Here is a 16,384-nt window from a genome sequence, read left to right as displayed (position 1 = left end):
GTTTTTGAGCGCATGGCCTGCCGGAGCAGGGGCTCTCCCGTATCGTGGCCACGCTCGTCCGACATCACTCGCGTCACCCCGGGGCCGTACAGCGGAGCCGGGATCGCTAGCGCAGCCCGCCGAGTCCGCACGATGCGCTCATTGAAGAGGGAAGCATCGGATTCAATCCCAAAAGTGGAATCCACTTTTCACGTCCGACGCTCTAACGCATCCCGAGCCGCTCGGCGGCGAGTTTTTCGGCGCGGGTCCGCTCCTCGGCCGTGAGATCCTTCAGGGCGTTGTCGAGCCACTGGTCGCTGAGGCCTTGAGCGGCGCCAAGAATGTGCCAGGCCGCCGCGTCGACCTTGTTGGCCGGAACGCCCCGGCCCGCCACCAGCAGACGGGCCAGACGGTTCTGGGCGATCGCGCTGCCCTTGGCCGCGGCGCGGCGGAAATAGCGGGCGGCCTGCGACTCGCTTTTTTGCACGCCCTCGCCGTTGAAGAGCAGGATCGCGTATTCCACCTCGCCCACGGCGCTGCCGTTCTGCGCGGCGCGCTCGAACAGGCGGGCGGCCTCGGTGGCGTTCTTGGCCACGCCCCGGCCCTGAAGATAGAGCACGCCGAGCGCATGCTGCGCGTCGGGAATCTCCGCATCGGCCGCCTTGCGCAGCAGCTCGACCGCCTGCTCCAGGTCCATGTCGGAGCCGCTGGTCAGAAGCAGGAGACCGAGATTGTAGCTCGCGGCGGCGTTGCCCTTGGCGGCGGCCTTTTCGAGCCAGACCTTGCCCTGGACGGGGTTCTTCTCGATGCCGCGCCCCTCAAGGCTCATCAGCCCAAGAGAGGACATGGCGTTGGCGTCGCCCCGCTGGGCTGCCAGCAGATACCACTCGGCGGCCTTCTTCGGGTCGAGCCTTATCCCGAGGCCCTGGTTGTAGAGCTCCCCCAGGAGGGTCATGGCGGCGGCGTCGCCCTTGTTCTTCTCCAGCCGCAGGGTCGCCTCGCGGAAGGCCGTCTGGTAGAGGCCGCGCTGATAGGCGCCATAGGCGAGGTCGGGCACGGCCGCATGGGCCCCCGCGACGGAGGCCGCCAGCAGGAGGGCGCCGATCACCGGTCCGAGTGCCACCCGCCTCAATGAGAGGCCTCCAGGCGATCGAGGATGTCGGAGGCGGCTTTGACGGCCGCAGCCGGGCCCTCTGGGTAGGTCCAAACCGCGTCTCCCAGGGCGATGAATTCGGCCTGCGTGGCCGCCAGAGGCTCGATCGCGTCGAGGCTGGGCGCGAAGGCGACGCATGGCGTCTCGAAGATCTCGGCCCACCAGGCGGCCCGCTCCACGACGCTGTCCAGAGAGGGCAGGGAGCCGTCGCGGCGGGGCTCTCCAAAGAGCAGGTAATCAACCCCGGCTTCACCCAGGTTCATGGCGTCGTCCTTCGCGCGGATGCCGCCTGCGCCGATGGCGCGATCGCCTTTGAGACGCTCGCGCAATTCGCGGATCTGCGCGGGGGTCGCGCCCGGTATATGGGCTCCGTCGGCACCGCCGCGCACGGCGACGTTCGCCAGGTCTGCCTCGCCCTCGGCGGTCACGATGAGGGCAGCGCCATGTTCCTGGGCCGAGGGGGCGATGGTTTTCACCAGGTTGATGAGGCTGCGCTCATCGGCTGCCGCGAGGCGCAGCAGCACGGCCGCCACGGCTCCGCCCTTGCAGGCTTCGGCCAGCATGGGAGCGAAGGAGGCGTCCTCCAGAACGGGGGTAACGAGATAAAGGCGGGCAGACTCGGACATTGATCGCGGCACTCGGAAAAAGTGAGACTAGCGCATCGTGCGAAAAAGTGGACCCGGTTTTTCGCAGGAACGATGCGCTCTTGCCAAGGAGGGAGCATCGGATGCAATCCCAAAAGTGCAAATCCACTTTTGGGTCCGATGCTCTAGCACCCATAACGAAAACGGGGCCATCTTGCGAGGCCCCGCTTGTCGACGAAGATTAAGGCGAAAACCTGATCGGTTATTCGGCCGCCTGACGGCTTGAGGCGAAGGTCGGGTCGAGCTCGCCCGAAGCGTAGCGCTTGGCCATTTCGGCTAGGGTGAACACGCGCTTGATCTTCGAAGCCTGGCCGGCGGTGTTGAACTCCTGCAGGCGCTGCTTGCAGAGCTTGGTCATCGCTTCCATGGCGGGCTTCAGATACTTGCGCGGATCGAACTCGCCGGGATTCTCCTGGAGAACCTTGCGGATCTGTCCGGTCATCGCCATGCGGTTGTCGGTGTCGATGTTGATCTTGCGCACGCCGTGCTTGATGCCGCGCTGGATCTCTTCCACCGGAACGCCCCAGGTCGGCTTCATCTGACCGCCGTACTGGTTGATGATGTCCTGCAGCTCCTGCGGCACGGAGGACGAGCCGTGCATCACGAGATGCGTGTTCGGGAGCTTCTTGTGGATCTCCTCGATCACGTGCATGGCGAGGATCGCGCCGTCGGGCTTGCGGGTGAATTTGTAGGCGCCGTGCGAGGTGCCCATGGCGATGGCGAGCGCGTCGACCTTGGTCTCGGCCACGAACTTCACGGCCTCGTCGGGGTTCGTCAGCAGCTGGTCGTGCGAGAGCTTGCCCTCGGCGCCGTGACCGTCTTCGGCCTCACCCATGCCGCTTTCGAGCGAACCCAGCACGCCGAGCTCGCCTTCCACCGAGATGCCGCCGAGATGAGCCATCTCGACCACCTTCCTGGTGACGCCGACATTGTAGTCCCAGTCGCCCGGGGTCTTGCCGTCCGCCTTGAGGGAGCCGTCCATCATCACCGAGGTGAAGCCGGCCTGAATGGCGGTCATGCAGGTGGCGGGCTCGTTGCCATGGTCGAGATGCACGCAGACCGGGATGTGCGGATAGATCTCGGTGACCGCGTCCATCATGTGCTTGAGCATCACGTCGTTGGCGTAGGACCGCGCGCCGCGGCTCGCCTGGATGATCACCGGCGCGTCGACCTCGTTGGCCGCCGCCATGATGGCCAGCGCCTGCTCCATGTTGTTGATGTTGAAGGCAGGCACGCCATAGCCTTGCTCGGCTGCGTGATCCAGAAGCTGCCTCATGGTGATGCGGGCCATTTCGTCCTCTCCGATTGATCTTGGCTTCTTAGAAAGCGGAAGCTGAACCTGAGCTTAAGCCATCCCGTCCGACTTTTCTCCCGGCGAAGAGGTGATCCCCTTCGCCGGAGCGGGATGTTCAAGCGCGCAGGGCTTCCACGCCGGGGAGCGCCTTGCCCTCGAGCCATTCGAGGAAGGCGCCGCCCGCCGTGGATACATAGGAGAAGCTTTCCGCAACGCCAGCGTGGTTGAGGGCGGCGACCGTATCGCCGCCGCCGGCGACGGAGACGAGCTTGCCTTCCTTCGTGCGCTGCGCCGCGTGACGGGCGGCCGCGACCGTGCCCTGATCGAAGGGCGGGATCTCGAACGCGCCGAGCGGCCCGTTCCACACGAGCGTCGCGGCGTCGTTGATGGCGGAGCATATGCGCTCGACCGATTGCGAGCCCACGTCGAGGATCATCTGGTCCTCGGGAATCGCGTCGATCCCATAGGTCTGGTTGTGGGCGCCCGCCTTGAACTCGTAGGCGCAGACGCCGTCCACGGGGAGGATGATGGCGCAGTTGGAGGCGCGCGCCTTCTCAATGATGCGCAAGGCCGTCGCGGCGAGGTCCTTCTCGGCCAGCGACTTGCCCACGTTCAGGCCCGTCGCGTGCACGAAGGTGTTGGCCATGCCGCCGCCGATGACGAGGGCATCGACTTTCGCGACGAGGTTTTCGAGCAGGTCGATCTTGGACGACACCTTCGCGCCACCGACGATGGCCACTACCGGGCGCTTCGGCGCCTCCAGCCCCTTGGTGAGCGCATCGAGTTCCGCCTGCATGGTACGGCCGGCGTAAGCCGGAAGCACGCGGGCAAGGCCCTCGGTGGAGGCGTGCGCGCGATGGGCCGCCGAGAAGGCGTCGTTCACGTAGAGATCGCCGAGCTTTGCCAATTCCTTGACGAAGTCGGGATCGTTCTTCTCTTCGCCCGCATGGAAACGGGTGTTTTCGAGAAGGAGCACCTCTCCGTCCTTCAGGGACGAGACGGCGCCGGAGGCTGCTTCGCCGATGCAGTCATCGGCGAAGGCCACTGTCTTTCCAAGATGCTGCGAGACCGCTTCCGCGACCGGCTTCAGGGATTCCTTCGGATCGCGCCCCTTCGGGCGCCCGAAATGGGCGAGCAGGATCACCTTGCCCCCCTTATCGGCGATTTCCCGGATGGTGGGGAGCACGCGCTCGATGCGCGTCGCGTCCGTCACCCGGCCGTTCTCCATGGGGACGTTGAGGTCCACACGGACGAGAACGCGTTTTCCCTTGACGTCGGCTTGGTCGAGCGTGCGGAAGGCGGTCATCTACGCGGCCTCCTTCAGATGAGCTTCGCCAGGGCGACGGCGGTATCCGCCATGCGGTTCGAGAAGCCCCACTCGTTGTCGTACCAGGACAGGACGCGCACGAAGTTGCCCTCCATGACCTTGGTCTGGTCCATGTGGAACACGGAGGAGTGCGGATCGTGGTTGAAGTCCGACGAGACGTTCGGCTGGTTGGTGTAGCCGAGGATGCCCTTCAGCGGGCCGTCGGCCGCAGCCTTGATCGCCGCGTTGATCTCTTCCTTCGAGGTCGCCTTCTTGGCGACGAACTTGAAGTCGACCACGGAGACGTTCGGGGTCGGCACGCGGATCGAGGAGCCGTCGAGCTTGCCGTTGAGTTCCGGCAGCACGAGACCCACGGCCTTTGCGGCGCCCGTGGAGGTCGGGATCATGTTCAGGGCCGCCGCGCGGGCGCGGTAGAGGTCCTTGTGCATCTGATCCAGCGTCGGCTGATCGTTGGTGTACGAGTGGATCGTCGTCATGAAGCCCTTCTCGATGCCCACCGTGTCATGAAGCACCTTCGCCACCGGAGCGAGGCAGTTCGTGGTGCAGGAGGCGTTCGAGATGACGATATCGTCCTTCGTCAGCTTGTCGTGGTTCACGCCGTAGACGACGGTGAGGTCCGCGCCGTCGGCGGGAGCCGAGACGATCACGCGCTTGGCGCCGGCGGCGAGGTGGGCGGAGGCCTTTTCCTTCGTGGTGAAGATGCCGGTGCATTCCATCGCGATGTCGACGCCGAGGTCCTTGTGCGGCAGGGTCGCCGGATCCTTGATCGCGGTCACGCGGATGCGCTGGCCGTTGACGATGAGGAACTCGCCTTCGACCTGCACGTCCGCCGGGAAGCGGCCATGGACGGAATCGAAGCGCAGCAGGTGGGCATTCGTTTCGACCGGACCGAGATCGTTGATGGCGACAACCTCGATATCCTTACGGCCGCTCTCCACGATGCCGCGGAGGATGTTGCGTCCGATGCGACCGAAACCGTTGATCGCGACCTTCACCGTCATAGTCTTAGCTCCCTTGTGATGAGGCGCCTGGCCTCTCGCTGTCTCAGAGATTATGGGTTCTGAGAACTTTTTCCGCTACGGCCTCGGCAGTGATGCCGAAGTGCTTGTACAGGTCCTTGTAGGGCGCGCTCGCGCCAAACCCATGCATGCCGACGAAAATTCCGTCGGGACCGATCACCGAATCCCAGCCGAAGCGGACCGCCGCCTCGACCGCGACCTTGATCGGCGCGTCGCCGATGATCTCGTGGCGCACCTTCTCGGGCTGGGCCAGGAACAGGTCGAGCGACGGAACCGACACCACGCGGACCGCGAAGCTCTGCTCTTCCAGGATCTTCTGAGCCGCAAGGGCGATCTCGACCTCGGAACCGGAGGCGAAGATCGTGGCGCGGGCTTTGCCGCTGGCGGGCGAGAGCTCATAGGCGCCGGTGGCGGACAGGTTCTTGGCCCCGCCTTCCTTGCGCGCCTGCGGCAGGTTCTGACGGGTCAGCGCCAGGGTTGTCGGGCCGTCGGTGCGCTCGAGCGCCATCTGCCAGGCTTCCGCCGTCTCGATGGCGTCCGCCGGGCGGAACACGCGCATCTTCGGCATCGAGCGCAGGGCGGCGAGATGCTCCACGGGCTGGTGCGTCGGGCCGTCCTCGCCCAGGCCGATCGAGTCGTGGGTCATCACATAGATCGCCGGAATCCCGGCGAGCGAGGCGATGCGCATGGCGGGACGGGCATAATCGGTGAAGACCAGGAAGGTCGCGCCCGCCGGCACGTAGCCGCCATGGAGGGCGATGCCGTTCATAGCGGCCGCCATGCCATGCTCGCGGATGCCGTAATGGATGTAGCGGCCCGCGTAGTGGCCGGGCGAGATGGCGGTGAGGTTCTTGGTCTTGGTGTTGTTGGAGGGCGTCAGGTCCGCCGAGCCCAGCACCAGCTCGGGCACGGCCTCGGTGAGAACCTCGAGCGCGATCTCGCTCGCCTTGCGGGTCGCGACATTCTGGGGCTCAGCCGCCAGACGGTCCTTCAGCTTGGCGATCGCATCGGCCAGTCCTTGCGGACGCTCGCCCTTGAGCCGGCGCTCGAACTCGCCGCGCTTGTCTTGCGGAAGGGCCTTCACCCGGTCGGCCCAGGCCTTGCGCAGGCGGCGGCCCTTCTTGCCGGCCTTGGCCCACGCGTCGCGGATGTTGTCCGGAATCTCGAAGGGCGCGTGGCTCCAGCCGAGCGCCGCCTTGGCACCGGCGAGCTCCTCTGCGCCCAGCGGCTCGCCATGGGCCTTGGAGGTGCCGGCCTTCTTCGGCGCGCCGAAGCCGATGGTGGTCTTGCAGGCGATGAGCGTCGGCTTGTCCGACTTCTGGGCCCGGGCAATGGCGCGCTGGATCGCCTTCGGGTCGTGGCCGTCGATGCGCACCGCGTTCCAGCCGCAGGCCTGGAAGCGCTTCACCTGATCGACCGAGTCGGAGATCGACAGGGGCCCGTCGATGGAGATGCCGTTGTCGTCCCACAGGACGATCATGCGGTTGAGCTTCAGATGGCCGGCAAGCGCGATGGCCTCGTGGCTGATGCCTTCCATCAGGTCGCCGTCGGAGGCGAGCACGTAGGTGTAGTGATCGACGAGGTCGCTGCCGTATTCCGCGTTCAGCATGCGCTCGGCGAGCGCGAAGCCCACCGCCGTGGCGATGCCCTGGCCGAGGGGGCCTGTGGTGGTCTCGACGCCCGGGGTCATGAAGTTCTCCGGATGGCCCGGGGTCTTCGAGTCGAGCTTGCGGAATTTCTTCAGTTCCTCGATGGTCATGCCCTCCACCCCGGTCAGGTGGAGCAGGGCGTAGAGCAGCATCGAGCCGTGGCCTGCCGAAAGAATGAACCGGTCGCGGTCGGGCCAGGTCGGGTCTGCGGCATCGTATTTCAGGAACTTGGTGAACAGCACCGTGGCGATGTCGGCGGCGCCCATGGGCAGGCCGGGGTGACCGGATTTGGCTTGTTCGACGGCATCCATGGCGAGGACGCGCACGGCGTTCGCCAGATCGGAATGGGCGACGCGATCGGCGGGGACGGTGTTCAGCACGGCGTGATCCACAAATCTTGAGCCCTGCAAAGGGGCGGGTCTGTCTGGAAAAGGCGTGGGCTCCTTAACACGCGGGGGTTCCGAGTCAAAGAGATCACGGGCTGCAATTCTCCGAAGGATCGTGGCTCCTTCCTCTTGGGGAGCGCATCGTTTGAGTGGTCTCGAAGGGCTGCGTTCGTGAAAACCGGGTCCACTTTTCCGCACGATGCGCTAGTGTCGTTGCGATTCCCGGAGGTAGAATGACGTCCCCCCTCGACGACGCGATGAAACGGCTCGATGCGGCCCTTGGGCTTCTCGAAGCTTCCGTCGCCCGCCGTCTCGATGCCGAAAAGCGTCGGGGAGGCCTGGAAACCGAGCTGCAGCTCATGGAGGACGACCGTTCCCGCCTCGCGGAGGAGCTCGATGGAGCGCTCACCCGCCTTCACCGTTTCGAGGCTGCGACGGATGATGTGAGCCGGAGGGTCCAACTGGCGATTCTCGCGGTCCAGACCGTGCTCGCCCAGGCGGGCCAGCTCGAGCCTGAAGAGGGGTAGGCATGGCTCAGGTCACGGTCACCATCGCCGGTCAGAGCTACCGGATCACCTGCGCGGCGGGTGAGGAGGCACATCTGGAGCGGCTGGCCGCGTCCTACGATTCCAAGATCGAGGAGATGCGCGCCGCTTTCGGCGAGATCGGCGACATGCGCCTGCATGTCATGGCGGCCATGACCCAGGCGGACGAGCTGCATGAGACCAGGAGGCGGCTGGCGGCGGTCGAGGCGGAACTCGGCCGTCTGAGATCCTCATCCGGGGACGAGCGCGCCCGGATGATCGAGGCACGGCTGGCGGAAGGGGTCCACAAGACCGCCGAGCGGATCGAATTTCTGGTGCGCAGCCTCAACGCCGCAGGGCAGGGGCAGGGCACTTAAGGGGCTGCTCCGCCCTCGTTGCGGCACAAGGCCGGGCATGACGACGTGGCTTAAGGTTAGTTGTTGAGCGATAAGCGGACTTGGCGCTGACGGAGTGTCGCCAGGAGTTCCACATAGGGCTCTCTCCGCTCCCGGTGCGCGGCTCTGATCTTGTCCTTGATATGGGCCTTCATGCCCTGATCGGCGCTGCTCCATTCGACCTCGTCCAGGCGGATTTCGCACTCCAGGTCGAGATTGCCGAGCCGATGCAGCACTTCCCGCATCATGGCAGCGCTGCCGGGGGAACGAAGCCGGGTGTTTTTGTGCGGCGGGCACCCAAGGTCGTGCTTGGAAAAGGGCATGTTTCCTCCATTGTTCCCGGCGCGGATTCCGCGAGAGAAACTGCTCGCTCGCGGAGCGCGATCCTATCCGTAGAACCACGGCATCGGCTACGTACCTCGTTGGAGGTAGGAAGGAGCCGCATCTTCACGGATGTCCGAAGAAGATGCCCATCCGTTCACTTTTCCCCTTCCAACCGGCCTGCTTCCTCCCTACATAGGAAAGGCGGGGCTGCGGGGCGCGTTAGGAGTTCATATTCCCCGGGGCCTTATCGATCCTGAAGGGAGCTGTCCCTGACCCGGTCCGTGGACCGGGACATACGGCGCCCACCTACTTTGTAGGTTCCCGGGATCGCTTCTCCGACGGTTTTTGTGGCTCCGCACTTCATGCATTCTCTTACCCCTCCCGCCTGGAAAGAACAGCTTCGCCGCGAGGCGCTGGCCCGGCGCGACGGGCTCGACAGCACCTTCCGCGAGGAAGCGACCCAGGCGATCGCCGAGCGGGCTCAGGACTTCTCCGACCTTCATGACGTCAATCCGGTGGGTGGCTACTGGCCCATCCGCAGCGAGGTCGATCCCCGTCCCCTCATGGAGGCGCTCGTGGAGCGTGGACAGGATGTGGCCCTCTCGCAGATCCTTCATCCCCACCTGAGCTGGCGCCTCTGGCGGCCCGGCGACGTGCTGATCAAGGGTGGCTTCGGCGTGCGCGAACCCGGCCCCGATGCGCCCGAGGTCTTTCCCAAAGCCCTCATCGTGCCCCTCGTCGCCTTCGACCGCGGGGGAGGGCGTATCGGCTACGGCAAGGGGCATTTCGACCGGGCCATCGCGGCGCTCGAAGCGCAACATCCGGTCTTGACCATCGGCTTGGCTTATGCGGTTCAGGAGATCGAGCAGGTCCCCGTCGAGGAGCACGACCGCCTGCTCGACGTTGTGATTACGGAAACCGAGCTCATTCGGACCAAGCCTCTATAAAAGGAAAGCCATGCGTCTTCTCTTCCTCGGCGACATCGTCGGGCGCGCCGGTCGCAATGCCGTGATCGACCGGCTTCCGGGCCTTCGCGAGCAGTGGAACCTCGACTGCGTGGTGATCAACGGCGAGAATTCCGCCGGAGGCTTCGGCATCACCGAGGCGATCTGCGACGAGATCCTGAGCGCGGGCGCCGATGCCGTCACTCTCGGCAATCATACCTGGGACCAGCGGGAAACGCTCGTCTTCATCGAGCGCCAGCCCAGGCTCCTTCGGCCGGCGAACTATCCGCCCGGCACGCCGGGGCGCGGCGCAAACCTCATCGACACCCGTTCAGGCCATCGGGTTCTGGTGGTGAACGTGATGGGGCGCATCTACATGGACGCCCTCGACGATCCCTTCGCGGCCGTCGACCAGGCGCTCGAGGATTGCCCCCTGGGGCAGGTCGCGGACGCCGTCATCGTGGACGTCCATGCGGAGGCCTCCAGCGAGAAGGAGGCCATGGGCCATTACCTCGACGGGCGGGCGACCCTCGTCGTCGGCACCCATACCCATGTGCCCACCGCCGATCACCGGGTTCTGCCCGGCGGCACCGCCTATATGACCGATGCGGGCATGTGCGGCGATTACGATTCCGTGCTCGGGATGCAGAAGGAGGAGCCGATTCGGCGCTTCCTCCAGAAGACCCCCGGCACCCGTCTCGAACCGGCGGCGGGCGAGGGCACGCTCTCGGGGATCGCGGTCGAGACGGACGACCGGACCGGCCTCGCGATCCGCGTGGCGGCCGTACGGATCGGGCCGAACCTGGAGGAAGCCCGGCCTCGGTTCTGGGAATAAGGCTCTCCTTTCCGTCATAGCCATCCTCCGTATGGCGATCCGCGCGTCGGCCCGGGCTCCGCTGCGCGGTGACGATGGGGCAGAGGCCCACCGGAAGGGCGAGAGGCTGCTTCGTGCCTTTACCTCGTCCTGGTCCACCCCCATCTTTGCGCCACGGAGGACACTTTGGACGCCAAGACAGAGCCGGCCGATACCAGAAAACATTCCTGTCACGGAACGGACGACCTGCATCAGGCCTACGAGCATCGTAGCGCCTCGGCCGTGCTGCGGGCCGTGATCGACAATGCCGAGGGGGAGGCGATCTCCATCGGCGACATCATCGGGGCCTTCGGCGAGCGTGCCTTCGGGTTCGTGCTGATCCTGTTCTCCCTGCCCAATTGCGTGCCGAACGTGCCCGGCGTCGCGGGTATCGTGGGGACGCCGGTCCTGATCTTCGGCATTCAGATGATGCTGGGCCACAAGCGGCCCTGGCTTCCGGGCTTCATCCTGCGGCGGACGGTCTCGGTCGCCAAGTTCAAGCGCCTGATCGACATCACCGAGCCCAGGCTCCGGAAGCTGGAGAGCTATTGCCGGCCGAGGCTGCCCTTCCTGTTCGGCCCCCTCGGCGACCGGGTGGTGGGGCTGTTCGCCATCCTGGTGGCCGTCTCGGTGCTCATTCCCTTTCCCGGAACCAACTTCCCGCCCTCCATCGCCCTCGTCATCGCGTCCATCGCGGTGATGGAGGAGGACGGCTACCTGCTGATCGTCGGCTATCTCATCGGCCTTGCGGGCCTGGCCTACACGGCCACGGTGCTGGGGGCCTCCTACCACCTGATCCTGGCCACGATTCACAACCTGCCGTCCTGGCTCGGGTTCTAGTTTTTTCACCAATCCGCCCGGGGGGCTTGGCCTGTGGCCCTCCGCCGCCTTATAAGCCTCTCATCGTCAACATTCACGAGCCTGACGAGCGCCTGTCACCGGGCCGCTGTCGGCGGTGACCACGGAGGCCCGATGGCCGGACATTCGCAATTTAAGAACATCATGCATCGCAAGGGGCGCCAGGATGCGATGCGCTCCAAGCTCTTCTCCAAGCTCGCCCGCGAAATCACCGTGGCGGCCAAGATGGGCACGCCCGACCCGAACATGAACCCGCGCCTGCGCGCCGCGATCATCGCCGCCCGCGCCGAGAACATGCCCAAGGACAACATCCAGCGCGCCATCAACAAGGCGGCGGGCAACGATGGCGAGAACTACGAGGAGATCCGCTACGAGGGCTACGGCCCGGGCGGCGCCGCCATCATCGTCGAGGCCATGACCGACAACCGCAACCGCACGGCATCCGACATCCGCTCCTACTTCACCAAGAGCGGCGGCAACCTTGCCGAGACGGGTGCCGTCTCCTTCATGTTCGACCGGGTAGGCCTCGTGGAGTTCCCGGCCGCCGTCGCCGATGCCGACACCATGCTGGAGGCTGCCATCGAGGCCGGTGCGGAGGACGTGGTCTCCACGGAAGACGGTCACGAGATCTATTGCGACCAGGGATCGCTGAACGAGGTCACCAAGACGCTCGAGGACAAGTTCGGCGAGCCGAAGGCCTCCAAGCTGGTCTGGAAGCCCCAGACTCCCGTCGCGGTCGACGACGAGACCGGCGAGAAGCTCATGAAGCTCATGGAATCGCTCGAAGAGCACGACGACGTTCAGAACGTCTACGGCAATTTCGAACTGTCCGACGCGCTCATGCAGAAGATGGCTGGCTAGAGCAACGGACCCAAAGGTGGAAACCACTTTTGGGGTTGAATCCGATGCTCCCACGATGCGCAAACTGCCGATCACGTCATGCCCGGGCTTGTCCCGGGTATCCACGTCTTCTAACCGTTCGATGCACCCTTCTTGGAAAGGGCGCATCGTGCGAAAAACCGGGGCCACTTTTTCGCACGATGCGCTAGAAGACGTGGATGGCCGCAACGGGTGCGGCCATGACGGTGGAGATGATAGTGTGACCGAACGTGTCCGGATCCTCGGCCTCGATCCCGGCCTGCGCAATACGGGCTGGGGCGTCATCACCATCGAGGGAACGAAGCTCTCCTATGTGGCCTGCGGAGTCGTGACTTCCGACGGGGACCTCGACCTTGCGCTGCGCCTCAAGCAGCTCCATGACCGCATCACGGACGTGATCCGGACCTGGACCCCCGACGAGGTCGCGGTCGAGGAAACCTTCGTGAACAAGGACGCCCAGGCGACCCTCAAGCTCGGTCAGGCCCGCGCCATGTCGCTCCTGGTGCCGGCCCTGCACAACCTGCCCGTGGCGGAATATGGCGCGAACCAGGTGAAGAAGACCGTCGTCGGCGTGGGTCATGCCGAGAAGGATCAGGTGCAGGCCATGGTGAAGATCCTGCTGCCCAAGGCCGAGTTCAAGAAGGCCGACGCCGCTGACGCGCTCGCCATCGCGATCGCTCATGCCCATCACCGGAAAGCGCGGGCTTTGGTGGCCAGCCTATAAGATGTTACAGAGCAGCACTGTCCTTCCGGGCGGCGTAAGCCGGATCCGGAGGCCATACAAACCCGTCGGCTCCAGCGGGCGCCGTCGCTTGGATGGGTCCCCGCCCTCGCGGGGATGACCCAGGAGGGATGAGAACGTGATCGGCAAACTCAAAGGCGTGGTGGATTCCTACGGCGAGGATTTCGTGATCCTCGACGTGCATGGGGTTGGCTATGTGGTCCATTGCTCATCCCGCACGCTCCAGAATCTGCCGCCCACCGGCGAGGCGGCGACCCTCTCGATCGAGACCATGGTCCGCGAGGACATGATCCGCCTCTTCGGTTTCAGGTCGGATTCCGAGCGCGAATGGTTCCGCCTGCTCCAGAGCGTCCAGGGGGTCGGCTCCAGGGTGGCGCTCGGCATCCTGTCCGTGCTCGATCCCGGCGGCCTCGCGACGGCCATCGCCACCGGCGACAAGGCCTCGGTGGCCAGAAGCCCCGGCGTCGGCCCGAAGCTCGCGGGGCGCATCATCTCCGAACTCAAGGACAAGGCTCCCGCCTTCGGGGCCGTCGATCCGGCCCTCATCCGCCTCACCGGCGCGGTGGAGGACCAGAGCGCGCCCGCTCCGGTGGCGGACGCCATCTCGGCCCTGGTCAATCTCGGCTACCCGCAGGTCCAGGCCTCCGCCGCTGTCGCCGCCGCCATGAAGCAGGCCGGCGAGGAGGCCGAGGCGAAGACGCTGATTCGGCTGGGATTGCGGGAGCTGGCGCGATAGGCCGAGTCGGAGCCTAGCCACGTTCCTGTTTTGATCTCGTTAAGAATGGCGTATTAGGGTTCCAGCGCCTATATGAAGCCTTTGGAAGGTAAGTCTCCTTGACCGATTCACGCCGCCTGCTCAGCCCCGAGAAGCGCGAGGACGATGTCGATGCGTCGATCCGGCCGCTGTCGCTGTCCGACTTCACGGGCCAGGCCGCCGCGCGCTCCAACCTCCAGGTCTTCATCAACGCCGCCAAGGCCCGGGGCGATGCGCTCGACCACGTGCTCTTCGTCGGCCCGCCCGGCCTCGGCAAGACCACGCTGGCGCAGATCGTCGCGCGCGAGCTCGGCGTGAACTTCCGCTCGACCTCGGGCCCCGTCATCGCCAAGGCAGGGGACTTGGCCGCTCAGCTCACCAACCTGGAAGAGCGCGACGTGCTCTTCATCGACGAGATTCACCGCCTCAATCCTGCCGTGGAGGAAATCCTCTATCCCGCCATGGAGGATTACCAGCTTGACCTGATCATCGGCGAAGGCCCCGCCGCGCGCTCGGTGAAGATCGAGCTGCCGAAATTTACCCTCGTCGGCGCCACGACCCGCGCGGGTCTGCTCACCACGCCGCTGCGCGACCGTTTCGGCATCCCGATCCGCCTCGAATTCTACACCGTCGAGGAGCTGGAGCTCATCGTGCGGCGCGGCGCGCGCGTGCTCGGCCTCAACATAAGCGAGGAGGGCGCGAACGAGATCGCCCGCCGCGCGCGCGGCACCCCGCGCATCGCGGGCCGTCTCCTGCGCCGCGTGCGCGACTTCGCCATCGTGGAGGGCGTGCAGATCGTCTCCCGCGATCTGGCGGACCGGTCGCTGCGTCTGCTCGACGTGGATCCCATCGGTCTCGACCTGATGGACCGCAAATACCTCACCATGATCGCCGGTTCCTTCGGCGGCGGCCCGGTCGGCATCGAGACGATCGCGGCGGCCCTCTCCGAGCCGCGCGACGCGATCGAGGACATCATCGAGCCCTATCTCATCCAGAAAGGCTTCGTGCAGCGCACGCCGCGCGGCCGCATCCTCACGCCCCATGCCTTCCGGCATCTCGGCATCTCCGAGCCCACCCGCGAGACCGCAGCGCAGTTCGGCCTGTTCAACGGAGACGGGGATGAGTGAGGCAGGTCATTCCTGGCCCCATCTCTCAGGCCGGATGCAGGACGGCGCACATGTCCTGCCGGTGCGCGTCTATTACGAGGATACGGACTTTTCCGCCCGCGTGTATCACGCGAGCTACCTGCGCTTCCTGGAGCGCGGACGCACGGAGATCCTGCGCGCGGTCGAGGTGGCGCAGTCCGACCTCCATGCGGAGATGGGGGGGCTCGCTTTCGTGGTCCGCAAGATGACCATCGATTTTCTCGGCGCGGCCTTGATGGACGACGTGCTCACCGTGGTGACGAAGCCCAAGGAGATGCGCGGCGCCTCCATGACGCTCGCACAGGAGGTGCTCCGGGGCGAGGACGTGCTCGTTCGTGCGGATGTCGTGGTCGCGGCCGTCCGCGACGGCCGCGCCGTGCGCATCCCGGACAATCTTCGCGCGGCGCTCTCGGCAGGCCAGGTCTCGGCAGGCCCAGTCTCGGCAGGACAGGACATCTGATCCTGAGACTCGCCGCTTCGGGGATGAATCAGCATGCCGCAAGGGGAGGGGGCTTGGCTCTGCCCTCAGCGCATGGCAGCCCCGGCGCAGCTTGGCTATACGGCTGATTCCAGAGCTGTTTAGCCTCGTCTAAACCAAGCCTTAACCACACCGGGTGCCTAAAAGATCACACTGGGGAGGTCATTGGTTGCCTGCGAGTCCGCGCCCTTATTTTCGACAGATTCACGGGCGAACGAGCAGGGTAACACAACAAGATTTTCCTAGACCCGACTGCGGTGGGCCCTGGGCTCCTCCCAAGGCTGCTCGAAGAGCGAGGACGAGACTTATGAATCCGGCTGATGTGGCCCAGGCTGCTCCTGTGGTGCACGACCTGTCCTTTTTTAGCCTGTTCTGGCAGGCGCATTTCATCGTCAAGCTCGTGATGATGGGGCTGCTCGCGGCCTCCGTGTGGTGCTGGGCCATCATCATCGACAAGACCCTGCTCTACGCCCGCACGAAGCGGGCCATGAACCGCTTCGAGGACGTGTTCTGGTCCGGCCAGTCCCTGGAGGAGCTGTTCCGCTCGCTTCAGAACCGCCCGGCGACCGGGCTCGCCGCCGTCTTCGTCGCCGCCATGCGCGAGTGGAAGCGCTCCTTCGAGGGTTCGGCCCGCTCGTTCCAGAGCCTCTCCCAGCGCATCGACAAGGTTCTCGACGTCACCATCCAGCGCGAGGTGGAGCGTCTCGATTCCCGCCTCATGATCCTGGCCTCCATCGGCTCGGCAGGCCCCTATATCGGCCTCTTCGGCACGGTCGTCGGCATCATGAACTCCTTCACGTCCATCGCCGCCTCGAAGAACACGAGCCTCGCGGTCGTGGCTCCGGGCATCGCGGAGGCGCTGTTCGCCACCGCGATCGGCCTTTTCGCAGCCATTCCGGCGGTGCTCGCCTACAACAAGCTCCAGTCGGAAGTCAGCAAGCTGCAGTCGCGTCTCGAAGGCTTCGCCGACGAGTTCTCGGCCATCCTGTCGCGCCAGATCGACGAGCGTCTCTCCTCGTCGCGCGCGGCTTGAGGAG

18 protein-coding genes and 1 other RNA gene are annotated in these 16,384 nt (G+C 65.5%); 12 read left to right on the top strand and 7 right to left on the bottom strand.

Going from position 1 to position 16,384, the window contains the following annotated elements; all coding sequences use genetic code 11:
• Positions 1-202 precede the first annotated feature (202 nt).
• From AB8841_RS26095 to tkt, 6 genes are all read right to left on the bottom strand, one after another.
• Positions 203-1,111 (bottom strand): tetratricopeptide repeat protein, encoded by a 909-nt coding sequence (locus tag AB8841_RS26095; RefSeq protein ID WP_370438658.1) that lies wholly within the window; start codon positions 1,109-1,111, stop codon positions 203-205.
• On the bottom strand, positions 1,108-1,758 hold the full coding sequence (locus AB8841_RS26090; RefSeq protein WP_370438657.1) for a thiamine phosphate synthase: 651 nt from the start codon (positions 1,756-1,758) through the stop codon (positions 1,108-1,110). The genes AB8841_RS26095 and AB8841_RS26090 overlap by 4 nt, the downstream gene beginning before the upstream one ends.
• 220 nt (positions 1,759-1,978) lie before the next feature.
• Complete coding sequence (gene fba / locus AB8841_RS26085; protein WP_370438656.1) at positions 1,979-3,067, bottom strand: class II fructose-bisphosphate aldolase; 1,089 nt, start codon at positions 3,065-3,067, stop codon at positions 1,979-1,981.
• 118 nt (positions 3,068-3,185) lie between these two features.
• Positions 3,186-4,376, bottom strand: a complete 1,191-nt coding sequence (pgk, locus tag AB8841_RS26080; RefSeq protein WP_370438655.1) for a phosphoglycerate kinase — start codon at positions 4,374-4,376, stop codon at positions 3,186-3,188.
• 14 nt (positions 4,377-4,390) lie between these two features.
• Positions 4,391-5,398: a type I glyceraldehyde-3-phosphate dehydrogenase gene (gene gap / locus AB8841_RS26075; protein ID WP_370438654.1), complete on the bottom strand. Its 1,008-nt coding sequence runs from the start codon at positions 5,396-5,398 to the stop codon at positions 4,391-4,393.
• Between the two features lie 43 nt (positions 5,399-5,441).
• Positions 5,442-7,376, bottom strand: coding sequence for a transketolase (gene tkt / locus AB8841_RS26070; protein WP_370439374.1), 1,935 nt, complete (start codon positions 7,374-7,376; stop codon positions 5,442-5,444).
• Between the two features lie 308 nt (positions 7,377-7,684).
• On the opposite strand from tkt, the gene AB8841_RS26065 reads away from it, so the two are divergent.
• Both AB8841_RS26065 and AB8841_RS26060 read left to right on the top strand, forming a co-directional pair.
• On the top strand, positions 7,685-7,978 hold the full coding sequence (locus AB8841_RS26065; RefSeq protein WP_370438653.1) for a DUF4164 domain-containing protein: 294 nt from the start codon (positions 7,685-7,687) through the stop codon (positions 7,976-7,978).
• A 2-nt stretch (positions 7,979-7,980) separates the two neighbouring features.
• Entirely contained in the window at positions 7,981-8,352 is a 372-nt protein-coding gene (locus AB8841_RS26060) for a cell division protein ZapA (protein ID WP_370438652.1), read from the top strand.
• 56 nt (positions 8,353-8,408) lie between these two features.
• Here AB8841_RS26060 and AB8841_RS26055 read toward each other — a convergent pair whose 3' ends face one another.
• Positions 8,409-8,618 carry a hypothetical protein gene (locus AB8841_RS26055; RefSeq protein ID WP_370438651.1) on the bottom strand — a complete coding sequence of 70 codons (210 nt, stop codon included), beginning with the start codon at positions 8,616-8,618 and terminating at the stop codon, positions 8,409-8,411.
• A gap of 277 nt (positions 8,619-8,895) precedes the next feature.
• Here AB8841_RS26055 and ssrS point away from each other — a divergent pair.
• The 10 genes from ssrS (at position 8,896) to tolQ (ending at position 16,380) form a co-directional block, all read left to right on the top strand.
• Positions 8,896-9,052, top strand: a non-coding RNA gene (ssrS, locus tag AB8841_RS26050) — 6S RNA.
• Between the two features lie 4 nt (positions 9,053-9,056).
• Entirely contained in the window at positions 9,057-9,641 is a 585-nt protein-coding gene (locus AB8841_RS26045; RefSeq protein ID WP_370438650.1) for a 5-formyltetrahydrofolate cyclo-ligase, read from the top strand.
• Between the two features lie 10 nt (positions 9,642-9,651).
• Positions 9,652-10,473 (top strand): TIGR00282 family metallophosphoesterase, encoded by an 822-nt coding sequence (locus AB8841_RS26040; RefSeq protein ID WP_370438649.1) that lies wholly within the window; start codon positions 9,652-9,654, stop codon positions 10,471-10,473.
• Positions 10,474-10,638: 165 nt separating this feature from the next.
• A complete protein-coding gene (locus tag AB8841_RS26035; RefSeq protein WP_370438648.1) occupies positions 10,639-11,331 on the top strand; it encodes an exopolysaccharide biosynthesis protein in 693 nt (230 codons plus the stop codon).
• 132 nt (positions 11,332-11,463) lie between these two features.
• Positions 11,464-12,210 (top strand): YebC/PmpR family DNA-binding transcriptional regulator, encoded by a 747-nt coding sequence (locus AB8841_RS26030; RefSeq protein WP_370438647.1) that lies wholly within the window; start codon positions 11,464-11,466, stop codon positions 12,208-12,210.
• Between the two features lie 238 nt (positions 12,211-12,448).
• Positions 12,449-12,952, top strand: a complete 504-nt coding sequence (gene ruvC / locus AB8841_RS26025; RefSeq protein WP_370438646.1) for a crossover junction endodeoxyribonuclease RuvC — start codon at positions 12,449-12,451, stop codon at positions 12,950-12,952.
• A 136-nt stretch (positions 12,953-13,088) separates the two neighbouring features.
• Positions 13,089-13,706 (top strand): Holliday junction branch migration protein RuvA, encoded by a 618-nt coding sequence (ruvA, locus tag AB8841_RS26020; protein WP_370438645.1) that lies wholly within the window; start codon positions 13,089-13,091, stop codon positions 13,704-13,706.
• A 98-nt stretch (positions 13,707-13,804) separates the two neighbouring features.
• Complete coding sequence (ruvB, locus tag AB8841_RS26015) at positions 13,805-14,851, top strand: Holliday junction branch migration DNA helicase RuvB (RefSeq protein ID WP_370438644.1); 1,047 nt, start codon at positions 13,805-13,807, stop codon at positions 14,849-14,851.
• Positions 14,844-15,329: a tol-pal system-associated acyl-CoA thioesterase gene (gene ybgC / locus AB8841_RS26010; RefSeq protein ID WP_370438643.1), complete on the top strand. Its 486-nt coding sequence runs from the start codon at positions 14,844-14,846 to the stop codon at positions 15,327-15,329. The genes ruvB and ybgC overlap by 8 nt, the downstream gene beginning before the upstream one ends.
• A 325-nt stretch (positions 15,330-15,654) precedes the next feature.
• Positions 15,655-16,380 (top strand): protein TolQ, encoded by a 726-nt coding sequence (gene tolQ / locus AB8841_RS26005; RefSeq protein WP_370438642.1) that lies wholly within the window; start codon positions 15,655-15,657, stop codon positions 16,378-16,380.
• Positions 16,381-16,384: the final 4 nt, after the last annotated feature.

It is taken from the genome of Microvirga sp. TS319, from assembly GCF_041276405.1.
GTDB lineage: Bacteria > Pseudomonadota > Alphaproteobacteria > Rhizobiales > Beijerinckiaceae > Microvirga.
Note: the sequence above shows the minus strand (reverse complement) of the source record. Positions and strands in the feature narration are given on the sequence as shown.

What these genes read in the sequence shown, in the direction of transcription:
- tkt (WP_370439374.1), bottom strand. Translation starts at nt 7,376, where the DNA reads ATGGATGCCGTCGAACAAGCCAAATCCGGTCACCCCGGCCTGCCCATG.
- AB8841_RS26065 (WP_370438653.1), top strand. Translation starts at nt 7,685, where the DNA reads ATGACGTCCCCCCTCGACGACGCGATGAAACGGCTCGATGCGGCCCTT.
- pgk (WP_370438655.1), bottom strand. Translation starts at nt 4,376, where the DNA reads ATGACCGCCTTCCGCACGCTCGACCAAGCCGACGTCAAGGGAAAACGC.
- AB8841_RS26045 (WP_370438650.1), top strand. Translation starts at nt 9,057, where the DNA reads ATGCATTCTCTTACCCCTCCCGCCTGGAAAGAACAGCTTCGCCGCGAG.
- AB8841_RS26060 (WP_370438652.1), top strand. Translation starts at nt 7,981, where the DNA reads ATGGCTCAGGTCACGGTCACCATCGCCGGTCAGAGCTACCGGATCACC.
- tolQ (WP_370438642.1), top strand. Translation starts at nt 15,655, where the DNA reads ATGAATCCGGCTGATGTGGCCCAGGCTGCTCCTGTGGTGCACGACCTG.
- gap (WP_370438654.1), bottom strand. Translation starts at nt 5,398, where the DNA reads ATGACGGTGAAGGTCGCGATCAACGGTTTCGGTCGCATCGGACGCAAC.
- AB8841_RS26055 (WP_370438651.1), bottom strand. Translation starts at nt 8,618, where the DNA reads ATGATGCGGGAAGTGCTGCATCGGCTCGGCAATCTCGACCTGGAGTGC.
- ybgC (WP_370438643.1), top strand. Translation starts at nt 14,844, where the DNA reads ATGAGTGAGGCAGGTCATTCCTGGCCCCATCTCTCAGGCCGGATGCAG.
- AB8841_RS26090 (WP_370438657.1), bottom strand. Translation starts at nt 1,758, where the DNA reads ATGTCCGAGTCTGCCCGCCTTTATCTCGTTACCCCCGTTCTGGAGGAC.
- fba (WP_370438656.1), bottom strand. Translation starts at nt 3,067, where the DNA reads ATGGCCCGCATCACCATGAGGCAGCTTCTGGATCACGCAGCCGAGCAA.
- AB8841_RS26040 (WP_370438649.1), top strand. Translation starts at nt 9,652, where the DNA reads ATGCGTCTTCTCTTCCTCGGCGACATCGTCGGGCGCGCCGGTCGCAAT.
- AB8841_RS26030 (WP_370438647.1), top strand. Translation starts at nt 11,464, where the DNA reads ATGGCCGGACATTCGCAATTTAAGAACATCATGCATCGCAAGGGGCGC.